Origin of the sequence: Clostridium sp. ATCC BAA-442 (assembly GCF_964239415.1) — a bacterium.
Taxonomy (GTDB): Bacteria; Bacillota; Clostridia; order Oscillospirales; family Oscillospiraceae; genus Flavonifractor; species Flavonifractor plautii.
In genome coordinates this window covers 94529-108438 of sequence record NZ_CAXSQB010000001.1, presented here as the reverse complement: position 1 = coordinate 108438, position 13910 = coordinate 94529, and the positions used below count along the sequence as shown (strand labels likewise).

General features: G+C 52.0%; 19 protein-coding genes. 17 read left to right on the top strand and 2 right to left on the bottom strand.

Annotation, left to right across the window (positions count from 1 at the left end; genetic code table 11):
* Window positions 1-3: 3 nt before the first annotated feature.
* Together ACESY8_RS00610 and ACESY8_RS00605 are read left to right on the top strand one after the other, a co-directional pair.
* The gene (locus tag ACESY8_RS00610; protein WP_498794356.1) at window positions 4-258 is read left to right on the top strand and encodes a helix-turn-helix domain-containing protein; all 255 of its coding nucleotides are present in this window, start codon (window positions 4-6) and stop codon (window positions 256-258) included.
* Window positions 259-270: 12 nt separating this feature from the next.
* Window positions 271-492, top strand: a complete 222-nt coding sequence (locus tag ACESY8_RS00605; protein WP_498794355.1) for a hypothetical protein — start codon at window positions 271-273, stop codon at window positions 490-492.
* A gap of 180 nt (window positions 493-672) precedes the next feature.
* Here ACESY8_RS00605 and ACESY8_RS00600 read toward each other — a convergent pair whose 3' ends face one another.
* Both ACESY8_RS00600 and ACESY8_RS00595 read right to left on the bottom strand, forming a co-directional pair.
* On the bottom strand, window positions 673-1815 hold the full coding sequence (locus tag ACESY8_RS00600; protein ID WP_498794354.1) for a DUF4317 domain-containing protein: 1143 nt from the start codon (window positions 1813-1815) through the stop codon (window positions 673-675).
* A 191-nt stretch (window positions 1816-2006) separates the two neighbouring features.
* Window positions 2007-2330, bottom strand: coding sequence for a helix-turn-helix domain-containing protein (locus tag ACESY8_RS00595; RefSeq protein WP_498794353.1), 324 nt, complete (start codon window positions 2328-2330; stop codon window positions 2007-2009).
* A 193-nt stretch (window positions 2331-2523) separates the two neighbouring features.
* Between ACESY8_RS00595 and ACESY8_RS00590 the strand changes: the two genes are divergently transcribed.
* From ACESY8_RS00590 to ACESY8_RS00520, 15 genes are all read left to right on the top strand, one after another.
* Window positions 2524-3012, top strand: a complete 489-nt coding sequence (locus ACESY8_RS00590) for a hypothetical protein (RefSeq protein WP_498794351.1) — start codon at window positions 2524-2526, stop codon at window positions 3010-3012.
* Between the two features lie 50 nt (window positions 3013-3062).
* Window positions 3063-3236, top strand: a complete 174-nt coding sequence (locus tag ACESY8_RS00585; protein ID WP_196037175.1) for a hypothetical protein — start codon at window positions 3063-3065, stop codon at window positions 3234-3236.
* Between the two features lie 90 nt (window positions 3237-3326).
* On the top strand, window positions 3327-4016 hold the full coding sequence (locus ACESY8_RS00580) for a hypothetical protein (RefSeq protein ID WP_156621895.1): 690 nt from the start codon (window positions 3327-3329) through the stop codon (window positions 4014-4016).
* A gap of 85 nt (window positions 4017-4101) precedes the next feature.
* Window positions 4102-4548, top strand: coding sequence for a hypothetical protein (locus ACESY8_RS00575; RefSeq protein WP_498794349.1), 447 nt, complete (start codon window positions 4102-4104; stop codon window positions 4546-4548).
* A 24-nt stretch (window positions 4549-4572) separates the two neighbouring features.
* On the top strand, window positions 4573-5232 hold the full coding sequence (locus ACESY8_RS00570; protein WP_156621893.1) for a hypothetical protein: 660 nt from the start codon (window positions 4573-4575) through the stop codon (window positions 5230-5232).
* 68 nt (window positions 5233-5300) lie between these two features.
* A complete protein-coding gene (locus ACESY8_RS00565; protein ID WP_156621892.1) occupies window positions 5301-7058 on the top strand; it encodes an HSP90 family protein in 1758 nt (585 codons plus the stop codon).
* A 75-nt stretch (window positions 7059-7133) separates the two neighbouring features.
* On the top strand, window positions 7134-7496 hold the full coding sequence (locus ACESY8_RS00560; protein WP_156621891.1) for a hypothetical protein: 363 nt from the start codon (window positions 7134-7136) through the stop codon (window positions 7494-7496).
* Window positions 7497-7774: 278 nt separating this feature from the next.
* Window positions 7775-8086, top strand: a complete 312-nt coding sequence (locus tag ACESY8_RS00555; RefSeq protein ID WP_156621890.1) for a hypothetical protein — start codon at window positions 7775-7777, stop codon at window positions 8084-8086.
* A 73-nt stretch (window positions 8087-8159) separates the two neighbouring features.
* Window positions 8160-8375: a YdbC family protein gene (locus ACESY8_RS00550; RefSeq protein WP_498794347.1), complete on the top strand. Its 216-nt coding sequence runs from the start codon at window positions 8160-8162 to the stop codon at window positions 8373-8375.
* Window positions 8376-8385: 10 nt separating this feature from the next.
* Window positions 8386-9213 carry a hypothetical protein gene (locus tag ACESY8_RS00545; RefSeq protein WP_498794346.1) on the top strand — a complete coding sequence of 276 codons (828 nt, stop codon included), beginning with the start codon at window positions 8386-8388 and terminating at the stop codon, window positions 9211-9213.
* 51 nt (window positions 9214-9264) lie between these two features.
* Entirely contained in the window at window positions 9265-10146 is an 882-nt protein-coding gene (locus tag ACESY8_RS00540) for a hypothetical protein (RefSeq protein WP_156621889.1), read from the top strand.
* 115 nt (window positions 10147-10261) lie between these two features.
* Entirely contained in the window at window positions 10262-10615 is a 354-nt protein-coding gene (locus tag ACESY8_RS00535) for an Imm51 family immunity protein (RefSeq protein WP_156621888.1), read from the top strand.
* A 133-nt stretch (window positions 10616-10748) separates the two neighbouring features.
* Window positions 10749-11765 carry a hypothetical protein gene (locus tag ACESY8_RS00530; protein ID WP_498794344.1) on the top strand — a complete coding sequence of 339 codons (1017 nt, stop codon included), beginning with the start codon at window positions 10749-10751 and terminating at the stop codon, window positions 11763-11765.
* A gap of 100 nt (window positions 11766-11865) precedes the next feature.
* A complete protein-coding gene (locus ACESY8_RS00525; RefSeq protein ID WP_156621886.1) occupies window positions 11866-12867 on the top strand; it encodes a hypothetical protein in 1002 nt (333 codons plus the stop codon).
* A 24-nt stretch (window positions 12868-12891) separates the two neighbouring features.
* Window positions 12892-13899: a hypothetical protein gene (locus ACESY8_RS00520; RefSeq protein ID WP_156621885.1), complete on the top strand. Its 1008-nt coding sequence runs from the start codon at window positions 12892-12894 to the stop codon at window positions 13897-13899.
* The last annotated feature ends 11 nt before the right edge of the window (window positions 13900-13910 follow it).

Here is a 13910-nt window from a genome sequence, read left to right as displayed (position 1 = left end):
AGAATGAACAGCTTTAGAAATATCTACAATTCCAATCTAAGCCACAGAGCCAAGAGCGTCTATATGTACCTCAAAGATCGGGCAGACAGCGAGGGACGCTGCTGGCCGGCCATCAGAACCATTGCTCTGGAGTTGGGGCTTTCCCGCTCTACGGTCAAGCGGGCACTGGATGATCTCTGCAGGGCTGGTCTGCTGCAAAAGGACCCACGCTGGCGGGAGAATGGGAGTTTTACTTCCAATCTGTATCATGTGGTATGACGGAGGTGTCCAATGCTGGTTGAGATCGATCTACTGGATTATTTGGCTTATCAAATGGGATGCGGAATTCTTTCTGATCTTCGGCTGTCCCAGCAAAGTGAACGGCTGCACAGGCTCACTGCCGCGATCCCTTTAGGTGCATGCAGTGAACAGGAATGGCTGGATGCGGCACAGTATTTGACAGGCCATGACTGCGCATCAGCACTGGAAGCAAGAAACCGTCTGGTGAGATAGCCTGTAAAAAGCAGACCCTCCCGCCAAGGGGAGGGTCTACATATCATGTGAACCGAGTCCCGGTTCATAATGAACCAACCAGAAGCGCCCACTCTAAGGATTTTATTTAAGACAGAAAATAACAAACAATATCTGGCCTTAAAGGTTATACCGCCTTGCGTTGTGTCCGGCTTTTGAAATTTAATCTTCTTTCTGTGCAGCTGTAATGCTGACAGCAAAATCGTTGACCTCCACGCCATCTTCAGCAGGGATCAGGAGGTACTTGCGCCCGTTGATAATTTGAGTTTCCACCAGGTAACTATACTCTGGATCAGCAGAAATGGTGATCTCAGGTGTCTTGATCTCAAAGCGGCTGCTGTCGATCAGGTTTGCCGGATTCAGGACAACCCCCGAACCAAACTGCTCGCCGCATTTTTCCTGGAATGCTGCCACCTGCTCATCCGCAATCCCGCAGCTTTGAAGGATTTGCCCTATTTCTGAGGCACTCATCTCCAGAGGTTCCGAACTCCTGCTCTCCCTGTGCTCCTTGATTTTCTCACGCAGCTGTTCATGAACAGTCTGCATCACTTCCAGACTGCAGTCAAACGCATCGCTCAGAGCTGACTGGAATGCTTCCTTCTGCTCAACAGCAGACATCGGCGCTTCCACATGGAAGATCGCATCAATGAACTCCTGGTGAATTTCATTGGCCTTCCTGCTGTAAAAGAGAGCGTTATAGATATTTGCTGCCCGGTCATCAAATGCCGGGAACAGAAAACCCAGCTCAGGAGGAGCGACGGTTTGCCCAGCAGCGCAGTGGAATTCATTATCACCGGGGAAGTATCCCAGTTCCACCTTGCCCTCCTTGATGGGGCACACCACACAGACGATGTAGGTGAACACCTCATCTGAGGCATCCGCTTGCAGGGAATCATCCTTGCCCCGATGGGGGACATCGTAGCTGTCAGAGGCCATGAGCAGCAGGTAACTGCTGTCCCCCATGTCCAGACTGTCAATTACCTTGTGGTAAAAGGTCTGGCGGGCCTCGTTGTCCTTCAGCTGGGAATCCCGCAGTGTGATGAGCAGGCGGTGTTCCTCACTGTCCACCACCTGCTGGGTGGAGAATACGATATCAATGAGGTTTTTCCCAAGAGAGCCGGACAGTCCCTTCTTCAAAAGGCTCAAATACTTCTCGGACTCCTCCTGCGGCATCATGCCCAGGGATTCGTCCAGATCGGAAACGATCTCTTTACTGCTGTTGACATAGCATCCATAAACACGGCTGATGGCGCTTTTTTCCGGGCGAAAACGGCGCCGAAGCTCATTGATTTCTTTTTGGTTCATTTTTTCCTACCTCGCTTTGTAATTGGAACGGTTGGTAACAGACGATGAATTCCATTTTAGTGGAAAGAGCTTGAAATTTCAATAGCCGGAAGTTCTTTCCCCAAGAGCGCAAAAAAGAAACCGCCCGTGTCAGAAACTATCAGGAACTGACTGAGCGGCATATTTTTCATGTCAAACGCCAGTAGGAGCGGTTATTTTCTGATCCAGTCCAGAAAAACAGCTACTTTCTCCAAGTCTTCATCCGGCAGGGTGAGCAGTTTATTACCTATGATCCCACGCAGGGAATCCGGATCGTCCATAGGAGCAAAGAAAAGAGTTGGCGTCAAATCAAAGTATTCCATGATGTTGAACAGCTCCCGGAGAGAGGGCATAGAAATTCCATTGGTGATGCTTCTGATGTAGGAGCCGCTCTTTCCAAGCTCCAGGCTCATCCGATGCTCAGAAATACCCTTCTGTTCCCGCAGCTCTGTGATGCGGTTCCGCACAAACGCTTCATAGCGGCGGTTATCGTCCATGACCCTCTCCCTCCAATCTCTGCTTATTATTTTAATATAAGGGAGCGTTGCGGGTTCGCACTTAAATCATTAACTTTCGCTTCACACAACGAATAATTAGTGATATAATTATTAAAATGGGCGTGCGCTTTATATTTCTATTATGAATCACAATCAATAAAATATGACTGCGACTGTGTATGAGGGCTGTCAGATGGGAAACTGCTTTTTTATAGGGCATAGGGAGACGCCGGATCGGGTGTACCCAACTCTGCTTGAAACCATAGAGCGTCATATCACGGAATATGGCGTATCTGAATTTGTGGTGGGACAGTATGGAAGCTTTGACCGTCTGGTGATCCGGGCACTGTCGCAGGCCAAGCGAGCGCACCCGGATATTACGCTGATGCTGATGACCCCATATTACCCAGTCAACAGAAAGGTGGATCTGCCAGAGGAGTTCGACGCTCTGTTCTATCCGCCGGATCTGGAAACGGTCCCCAAACGGCTTGCCATCGTCCGCGCAAACCGATATATGGTGGAGCGCAGCGATTTTCTCATCGCCTATGTGCGGCATCCGGCCAGCAATGCCAGAGAACTGCTGGAGTATGCCGGGACGGGAAAGAGAAAGGGAAAAATCCACATCACAAATTTGGCTGAGGAGCAAATCTCTCTTCCAAAGAAAACAGATGATGTGATATAATAAAATAGTAAAGTATACCCATTTAGAAATTTGTAACCCGAGGTCTTGCTATGGAAGAAAAACTGGGACAGTCCACGGCTGTTCTGTTCAAATATGAAAAATTGATTTTGGCTGAAGAAGAAACCACATCCGCTGGTGGATGTGGAGTCTCCCTTGCGGCCTTTTCGCGCCCTGCGTCAGCCTGTCCAAGTGACAGGGTGTCGCGGGGCACTTTTGCTGCTTAGGCCATGTGTTGGTTTGTGTAAGCCACAAGAGTTGCACTTTTTAGAAAACAATGCTTTCTTGCATAAGTGACGACAGGAAAGGAGAAAGTGATGGATCAAATAACGCAAAAGGGGCGGCAAAAGAGGGAAATCCCCATAGCGGGAGTGCTCCTTGCAGTTCTTTTTACCATAGATGTGTTTGTTGTTAGTTTCTATCAGATTGTCCAGACTTGCGGCGGAATCGTCTTTGGCTTTTATAAGCTCATTGCCATACTTCTTGCTTTTTCACACTTCTTTTTTGGACTGCTGGTGATCCCGGTCTTGCTGGTTATGTTTATTGTGCAGGCGGTCAGACGCAGGAGGAACCGGAGATATATCAGAAATTGTGTGCTCTCCATCCTGTGGTGTCTGATCGTATTCCTGGCTGGGAGTTTCATTGGCTGCCTGTCTCCCGCAATCGAGCGGGTCATAGTGGATCTCAAAATACAAGGCTATCAATCGACCGTCGATAGAATCCACAGCGGGGAGCAGATGGCCCGATATACGGATATGACAGGTGGCGTCAATGGCGGCGAAGATGTAGCTTTCTTTCAATATTCAACTGGTGAAAGCAAAGAGGACGACGGCCAATTTTATATGACGCACATTTATATCATTTACTCTGAGGATACCTCCTGCGATGTAGAAGCGATCAAGGAGCACGCAAAAGGGTCCCCGCTTTACGATCTCAGCGAGATGGAGATGCTGGAGATTAAAGAAAATTGGTATCAGTTGACCGCGACCTATCGGCTTGATCCATAGGCGCGTCAACAATGCATGGGCATTTGTTATGAAGTGGAATGAAGCAGAAAACAATGGGCAAGAGACGGATGTGGAGAAGAGGATCATGTCAGAGTTCGATCAGCCATCCCCAAAGCGGAAGCTCACAGTATATATGAAGCGGGCATTGGCCCTGCTTGTCTCTGTCTGCCTTTATATCGGGCTGTTTCAGGTATGCTTTTCCGTTTTGCTTGGCAGCAGGATCGACGCCGACGCCATCATGCGCGGCTTTGCACTGGCCGTCATCGGGTACTTCTGGATCGCCGGGAGCCTGTTTCAGCGCTGGCTGGGCTTGGAGCGGTGGCAGCTGTGGGTTGCCATGAATCTCGTGGGCCTTCCCCTCAGTTTTCTGGTCTATTGCCGTCTGGAGCCGTGGCAGGAGGAGCTGGATCTCATCATCCTGGCCTTTGCGGTGGTATCCTATCTGATCCTGGCCTGGGGGATCACGGGGATCGGATACCTTTGCGTCCGGTTTGTCCAATTCGTGATTTCCTGTTTTTCAAAACGTCAATAAAGCGGAGTTTTGGAAGGTGATAAAATGAAGAAATTTCCTGATTATAAAACCGCTAAATGGGATAAGCGGAGGGATATGATCCTCCAAGGAATGCACTATGATTATGAAGAACTTGAATCCATGAACAGCGATTATTTGAATGGGAAAATCAATGAAGTAAAGTACCATTCCCTGCTTTCATTATGTTTCTCAAGGATTGCCAGAAATGAATTCATACAAGGCAAGCATCGGGAATGCTATGTATGCGTGTCAAAACAAATTGACGAATTTGCGCTTGCTGTTCAGCTGTTACAAGAAGGAAGAGATGCACCGGCAGCTACAAAAAGGAATATTGAAAGCCGCCTTAAATCCGTATATTATGGCTGTGCAGCACTTTTTGTTTCCAACTATGATGTGATTCCTAAAGTGACCAGCCCGGACTCAAATCTTGTTCAAATGCTTTCCCATAAAACAGTTGAGCAAGCAGCTGATGATCCGATTGATGAAATGATAAACGCAATCAGCCTGCAAGATTCCGAACAATTTGAAAACGCATTGATAAAAAGGATCAAAGAAATCAGGCGATTTGATGTAGACCATTTTCTTTGCATGGATATTTTGTCAATGGGACTGATCAGAGAAGCGAAAAAGAATGGACTGCATTTTCATTCTGATTACATAGAGGTCGATTGTAAGGATGGTTGATACCTCTTGCGATTCAGTGGTTTTCCGCTGATCGCAACACAGAACAGGACGAAAAAGGAGAGAAACCGATGAGCGACACCTATCATTTTCAAGTAAATTTGGGCGGGATGCTGGACGTGCTGTCCAACCACCTGTACAAAAGCCCGGATGTGTTTCTCCGGGAACTGCTGCAAAACGGCGTGGACGCCATCACCCTGCGGCAGAAGTCGCAGCCGGATTGGAACAGAGGGAAAATTACCATCACGGTGGAGCCAGGCCGCCGCCTGATCTTCCGGGACAACGGCGCGGGGCTCAGCGAGGAGGGCATCCACCGTTTTCTGGCGGTGATCGGCCAGTCTTCCAAGACGGAGCTGGTCAACGGCAGGATTCCTGAGGACTACATCGGTCGGTTCGGCATCGGCCTGCTCTCCTGCTTCATGGTGTCGGATTCCATCGTGGTCCACACCCGGCCGGCCCAGGGCGGCGGGGCCCATGTGTGGACGGGCCTGCCGGACGGCACCTATACCCTGGAGCCGCTGGAGGAGTGTCCGGTGGGCACGGCGGTGATCCTGACCGCCAAGCCCGGCATGGAGCACTACTTCCAGCCCCGGAAGGTGACTGAACTGGTGCGCTACTACGGGCTGGCCCTGCCTGTCCCCGTCTATCTGTCCGGCGATCCGGAGCGGCTCAACAGCATCCCCGCCGACTTTTCCGGCGTCAGCCGCAGCCAGCTGCTCTCCTTTGGCGAGTGGCTCTTTGAGGAGGAATTTCTGGAGGCCATCCCCATCCAGACGCCCCACATCAGCGGTGTGGCCTATGTGCTCCCCTACCGCACCGCCCCCTCCGCCAAGGGCGGACACCGCATCTATCTGAAGCAGATGCTCCTGACCGAGCGGGGGGATACCCTGCTGCCGCCCTGGGCCTTCTTTTTACAGTGCTTCCTCAACACCCGGGGCCTGCGGCCCACCGCCTCCCGGGAGGATTTTTACGAGGACAGGGCGCTGTCCGAGGCCCGGGAGGAGTTTGCCGCCGCGATGCGCCGCCATCTGGCCCGGCTGGCGGAGGAGGACCCGGACCGGCTGAAAGGCATCGTGTCCGTCCACGCGGAGGCCATCAAAGCCATGGCGGTCTGGGACGAGGAACTGTTCCGGCTGTTCATCGACTACCTCAGCTTTGAGACCAGCGAGGGGATCATGACCGGCGCCGCCCTGAAGCGGGCGGGCGAGGCTGTCTGGGTCCACAGCGTCCCTAAGTTCAAGCAGCTCAAACCCATCTTCATGGCCCAGGGGCGGCTGCTCATCTGCACCGGCTATGCCAGCGACCAGGAGCTGATCCTGGCCATGGCGGAGCGTTTCGGCCTGCCCTTCCAGCCCCTCCACGAGGAGGAGATGTTCGACACCCTGGAGGACGTCACCGCCGCCGAACGTCAGCGGGGGGAGCGGCTGCTCCGGGCTGCGGATGAGGCCCTGCTCCCATTCGAGTGTCAGGCCAGGCTCCGCCGCTTCCTGCCCGCCGACCTGCCGGTGCTGTACGCCATGAGCGACGAGGTGCAGTTCCTGCGCCAGCTCCAGTCCGCCCAGGAGAGCAGCAGCGGAATCTTCTCCGATGCCCTGGCCTCCATGCTCTCCGGCGTGGAGGAGCGGCCCCTGGCCACTCTCTATCTCAATCTGAACAGCCCCATTGTCCGCCGCCTGTGTACAACACGGGATGCCGGGCTTTTGGAAAGCATGGTGCAGGTGCTGTATGTGCAGGCCCTGCTGGCGGGGGGGCACCCCCTCCGGGGCGGCGAGCTCAAGACTATAAATCAGGCCCTGCTGGACTTACTGGAGCATGCGGCGGGAATTTGATAGCCGGAAAAGGAAGATACATAGTGTGATAAAATTAGTTGCGATAAATCGGAATTTTGTTAAGGAGGGAGAACGATGAACTTAGACAGTATCAGGTCTATTCTTCCCAGTTTCCAGATGGGAAATTTCAATATGTTTAACAAAATTACCTTATTGAAGTGGGAAACAAAATTGGATGAGTGCGATTGGGGAAATATTACCAATCTTATATTAGAGATGATTTCGGATGAAAACTATAAAATCATCATGGAATTTTTGGATGTAAAAAGTTGGTGTTTTGATGGAGATGGACAAATTAAGGGATTTTATATTCAAGATATGAGTGAAAATGGATATGAAAACGATGTAAGGTATAGGGTAGGTGATTATGAAGACGATGCGATTAAATTCTATTGTTCAAATGTTGTCATTCAGAAATTTGAAAAAATTCTGTCATAGTATTTTTGTTTATCAGGACTTAGCGTGAGCAAAAACAAATCAGGATAGCAATTCCAGTTTGTCGAGTAAGCTCACTACCGATCAAGAAAAGGAACCCCGGCTTGGAGCCGCCAAACCAGAGAATGGAGAAAATCTGATGGAGCGAAAGGCGCGATTGTTGTATGTGCTGGACCTGTTGGAGCATACGGCGGGAATTTGATAGCCGGAAAACGAAGATACATAGCTCGTGTGATGGAGTTGGCTGCGATAAATCCCGATTTGCAGAGGAGAAGTTGACCATGAACCATGATGTAAACTTAAATTTTCATTATAGCGCGCCTAAAGAAATGTGGGAAAAGATAGACAAAATATATGAATCAATGCCTTATTGGGCAGGGAGCAAGAATGGACCTCAATGGACAGGGACAGATATAGATCTATGGGCTTCTGTTGAGCCAAGCGGAATACAGATTGCTGGAATAATGCCTGATGATATTTGGGAGGAATGGTATTGCTTATTAAAAGAAAGATTAACCGAAGCTTTAGGGTATGAAATTGGTGAGCCAGAAGAAGGGTATGATTTTAAGTATTTTCAAAAAACTCGTATGTAAAATAACAATTCCAGTTTGCCGAGAAGTTAAGCAGAGCAAGGACTCGGAATACCCTTTGGAGCGTAAAATAATTATGGAAAATAAATTTGAAATAGTTAAACATATAGGTAAACTGTCTGATATAAATAACGGATATACAAAAGAGCTTAATTTTATATCTTGGAATCATAGAGAACCTGTTTATGATATTAGGACTTGGAATCAAGAACACACGAAGTACGGAAAAGGTGTTACCCTGACATTACATGAAATGGCGTTATTACAAGACTTAATGAAAGAGGGAGAATGATGGTGAACAGATGAGGATGAAGGAAGGCTTCTATTATTATAGAAGAAAACTCTACTATGGTACTTATGACGAGGACCAGACTGCCGGGAGCGGGTATGTCCGGCCTGAAGATCTGACGCCGGAGCTGGCAGAGCATTTCAGCGGGAAAGACAGGGCTGTCTGCCGGTTCTGGGAAAACCACAGCCTGCTTGAACCGGAATATGCGGATTTACAGGCGATACTTTCCAAAATGAGCCTGTTTATGGATCTGAACACCGAGCAGGAGGTCGATTTTTCCCCTGCTGAAAAAAGACTCCGGATGAAGCTCCCAAGGGAATTCAAGCTGATCTATACCGCGCTCCATGACCAGGCAGAATATTTTTCAAGCGCGGAGCGCTTTTTGACCCTGGACGAGCTCTACATAGAGGAAGGACAGCTTGTTTTCTTTCAAAAGAAACGGACCCCCATTGCCGGTTACAACATCGCCAGCGGCCGTTTGGCGCAGTGCTATAAAAAAGAATGGAGCATCGAAAAAGGCGACGTCAGCTTTTATCAATTTTGCGTTGGGCGGATGATCACCATTGCGCTGGAGGCTAAGCCGGCAGTAAAAAAGGGGCGATGCAAGGGCGAGTTCGTGACAGCGCTTAACATCGCAAAGGAACTGGAAGCCTTTTGCAACGACAAGTACCATCTCTTGTCAGAGTTTGAGGTGTACGGCATCGCGGTGATGTATTCAGAGGACAAGCTGATCGCATGGATTCGGAGCAACGGCTTTTATGGGGATGTCCTTGCGGGCGCGCTGGACAAGAGGCATCTGGAAGAATTCAGGGAACACCTGGGGAACATCGTGTGGCGCTGAAAAAGGTTCTCCTTTGCCAGATCCGCCAAACCATAGAAGGGAGAAAATGAGATGTACCGAAAGACAACGAAAAAGCGGCTGCTTTTGTTTGCTGCTCCGGCGTGGGCGGTGGGACTGGCCTGCCTGCTGTCCGGCTGCATTGCGCTGCCGGGACAGGAGCCGTTTGGAGAGAAGACCTACCCCGTCGAACAGGCCCAGGCAGTCTATGAGAAGCTCTCCGCTGATATGGAACAGCAGGAATTTATGGATCAGAGCGGATACATCATCCAGATTCGGCCGTTTATCCTCAGCGAAGATGTGAGCGATTTCGATTATGATGTCTATAAGACAGAGGAATACATGGTGTTTGCGGCAGAAGCATCTGGTGAAGACTATCTCTGGCACAAGGGCCGCCTTTACCATAGCTACTATGACAACGACCACATTACTTACCGGGATATGGCGTGGGAGGATCTGGGGTTTGAAGCATACGCGGCAGATCGATGGAGCATCGTCCAACAGCTGTTGGAACGGGATGATCCAGAACTGACCTACCAATATATCCCCATGTCCTCGCAGCCTTATTTGCTGAGAGCTGCATACCCTGACATAGAGCTGTCGGATGGACGGGAGATCCGGTTCGCCGAATTATACTTCTATATGGACGAGGACGGAAGCTACGACGGCTTCGGCCTGAGCTGGCAGGAGGACCGCAGGCATAATGTGTCCATCTCCTATTTCTCTTATGAGGACTCTACCAGCTTGCAGGCCGAGCGCAGCATCTGGTCCTTTGGCTATGACGCCGGTCTGACAGACGAGGGCGTGCCCGCCCTCTCTGACCAGAGCGAGGACCGGGAGCGGTGCCAGGCGGTCATCTCCGGTATGGACTTTGACGCCCTGGCCGAGCGGAGCGAATACCGGGAGGACCTGTGTGTCCCGCCTATGACCCCGTAATTCGGGGGGCGGAGCGCCGGGCCGCCAGAACTGCATTTCTATCCCCGGTCTGAGGGGGAGCGTCTGCTGTTTCAGGTGGAAATGACAAACTGGAATTTGGAAGGAGTGCAAAGATATGAAAATCACAAAAGAATTTGAAAAAGAAATTGCACCGTTTTTCTGGGTCGAGCATGAAGAAAGCGCTTCTGTCTGCCTAAATGTGGGAGAGTATCTGCAAGAGATTTTTGATACTCGTGAAGATGAAGGCTTTGAAGGAAGCGGTTATGATTGGGGAAGTTTAGCACAAGTGTTTTTGGACGAACAGTGCTCGGATTTGCAAGAAAAAATAGGTTTTGACCCAGAGAGCAGCATGTTCTGTGTCTATTCAAAAGATAAAGATGTGCTGGCGGATTTTATGCTTCGTTTCAAAAAGGCCTGTGAGGATAAGCCTTTTATTTTAGACTTATTTAGTCGAGCTGAATTAGACTAAAAATCGATGCGACAGCGTCCAGCTTATCGAGCAGATCCCCTCATCACTCCGACAGACGGTAGGGGTCCGGCCAACGGCAATTCCATGTGCTCAGACTGGGAGCGGTCAAACAACAGAGAAATGAGGGATCAGGGTGGTCAAAACAGCCTATCAAAAACTATGCTTCTATCCCTTGGTGCGAGTTACGGTGTTCGGGCTCCTGCTGAGCGCCCTTTTGTACCAGTTCCATGGCCTCCTGAGCGGTGGGGACGAGCTGGTGGCGCGTGTTTTGGGGTGGATCTGCCTGGGATTCGGCGCTCTGCACGGGACTTTGCTTGTGGTGGGCGTGATCCGCTATGTGATCCAGGTCCAGCGGGCAAGCCGCCGTCTGCGCGCCCTCCCCAGCTTGGTGAGGGATCGGCTGGACCAGGATCTGCAAACCGGGGACCGGATCAATGACCTGTATTTTACCAGCGATTTCCTCCTGGTCTATCAGCTCCAGTTCCGGCGCAAGCAGGGCTTTGCCTGTATCCCCTACCCGGAGATCGGGGGCGTCAGCATCGGCCAAAATGGCAGGGCAAAAAATCAGCTGGACATTTTGAGCCCGGAGGGAACCATTTTACATACTGTGACCTATTCTCTGGAGGTGAGTCAGGCCCAGGCGGAGGAGATCGAGCGGAAGATCCTGTCTTTAAAGTCCAGGATGCAGGCAGTCAAAGATACCTCTGAGGAGCAGTCCCAGCGGGACCGTGCCGTCAAGCAGGCGCTGAAAAAGACCATGAGCGGCCTTCCCGCCTTCTTTTGCAGCCTCGCCGCAGTCCTGGGCTTCCTGGCCTCCATCGTTATGGCGGAGCATTTCCGGGAGAAGGCGGAGCTGCTGGAGGCGCTCCAATTCCCGGCGGACGCCTATGGCGCGCTTCTGTTCTGGCCCAATCTTCTGTTTTATGTGGTGATGTACGGCGGAATTCTGGTGATGCTCCTTTGCGGCGTCCTGCTGGCCCGGGATCTGTTCCACTCCAGGGAGGACGCATACGCTGAGCGGGCGTCCAAGATCAGGATTTTGCTTTTTATCGGAGGCGCGCTCCTGTTCATCCTCTTGATAGGCGGCGTGTACACAGCCGATGTGCAGACCTGGGAGAACATGACACGGGGCTTCCATCTGTTGTTCTAAGATCTGTTGTTTCCGGCTGCCTTTGGCAGACCAGAGCGCTGCGTCAAGGGACAGGCCGGAACAGAAAACAAAAGATTTAAAATATAAATGATAGAATGATATGAAAAAACGAACGATTTTTATTTGTTCCGTCCTTCTGGTCTTTCTGCTTCTATTGGGCGGCTGCCGGGACAGCGGGCAGGAGCCCCTGGGCGAATGGGACCGGGAGGCCGATACCCTGACCGTGGACGGCGTGCGCTACCGAAAGGATGAGGCGCTGGTATCCATTGGGGATGGGCTTCACCGATGGAGATATGAACAGTCTGTCACAGAGCAGATCGCCAGCGCTGGGGAGCGCGGCGGTCAGGAGACCTATCTGGTCTTTGCCGACGGGACGGAGCGGCGGCTTCTCTATGGGCGGGGGGACGGCTTTTCCTTCGGCCCGCTGTCCTATGAGGTCTGGTTCCGGGAGGATCTGCTGGACGAGCTGTCCGGCCCCCTGACGGAGGAAAAGGTCTCCTGCGGGGCCCTCACAGACGCGCAGCTCACCCAGCTTCTGGCTCTGTATGAGAGTACCGAGCAGGAAGACTCCCTCTCCTATGAGGACGCCCAGGCAGAGGCCCGGGCGCTGGAACTGGAAAGCCACCGGCTGTGGCGCTGGCTGGAGCTGCCCCACCGGGAGATCCCGGGGCTGAGCGCTCATATCGGCTTCTATTTCAGCGCCCGGACGGGAGCTCCTTATCTAAGGTGCCTGGATGGGGCGCTCCGGCCCTGTCCCACAGAACTGACAGATGCCCTGGCCCTCTTGCCGTCCCTGCCGCAGATCCTTTCTGTGACGGAGGATGATCCCCGGCTCAAGCCTTTGCTGGACGCGCTGTACCCCATGTCCCGGACGGAGGGGCTTTCCTGGGATGAATTCCTGCACACTTTTTCAGCAGACCAGTCCCCGGAAGCGCTGGAGTTTCGCATTGATCTCTACCGCCCGGAGGAGGACAGCTGGCCTGTCCAGGTTTTGCGCGGCTGCTACCACCCCCAGACGGGGACCCCCTATCTGCTGTTTCAGGACGGACAGCTGCGCCCGGTCCCGCAAAACGCCGCGGACAGTCTGGGGCTTTCAAAATAACTTTTCCAATAGGAGATGAATGTGATGAGGAAAACGAACCCGCAGATAAGGAAGGTCGGGGCAGCGGGACCAGACCAAAAGACCGCCTTTGTCAACGAGGCGGCAAGCAAGGCCGACCTCCAGCGGATGATCGACCGGTTTCGGGCCGGTGACTGGCCGTTTTTACTGCTTGAAACAGAGCAATGCAGGATCAGCATCAACACCTTGGATGCACCGGAAGGAAATTGCGCGGTCACGATCATTTTGAAGCTCCATGGGCAGTGGAAGGCACTGACAAAGGCATTCCCCACAGAGCTTGGCGTGTCCATGCTTCTCGACTGTTATGAACAGGGGTGCCTGCACAGGGATTTTAACGGGTGGTATGATGCCACCAATAATTTTCAAAACAGCGTACAGGATGTGCGGAACAGCGTGGAAGAAGCCCCGTCCGCCCTTCGTCCCGGCAGCCAAATCAATCGGGAAACGGCGGAGATGAAGAAAACAAATCCGCTCTATGTTCTGGCCTGGTATGTCCCGCCCATTCTGCTGATCTCGGCTCTGTTTATGTTCCTTGTCCGAGTGGATGCGAGTGAACGGTTTTTGGATTTCCTGACCCTGCTGCTTGTGCTTTTGATCGTGGCCATCCCCATCTGTGTGCCCATCCTGATGAAAAAAAGAATGGAAAAACGGGCGGCGGTCTTGGAGAAGGACTTCCCCAACATCAACTACAAATTTACATCCCACAACTGTGTGCTCTATCTGGATACCGAGGGCGGTCATGTCGGTGTGGTGTGGAAGAACAACCCCTCCCGTCTGCAAATGGCCGATCCGGCCCAGATCACCGACATCCGCACCAACAACGGCCAGCAGCTACGGGGCACCTCCCTGGTGAGCTGCCAGTTCCGGCTGGACGGCAAAAAGGTGAAGATCTATACCCTGCGCATCTCAGGTGGACAGCTCTCCATGAAGCACCCCCGGGTGATGGAGGCCATCGCCAAGGCGGATCAGCTTGGCGAAACTCTGCGGGCCGTGCAGACGCAGAGAGGTGTGTGAGGGATGCTGTA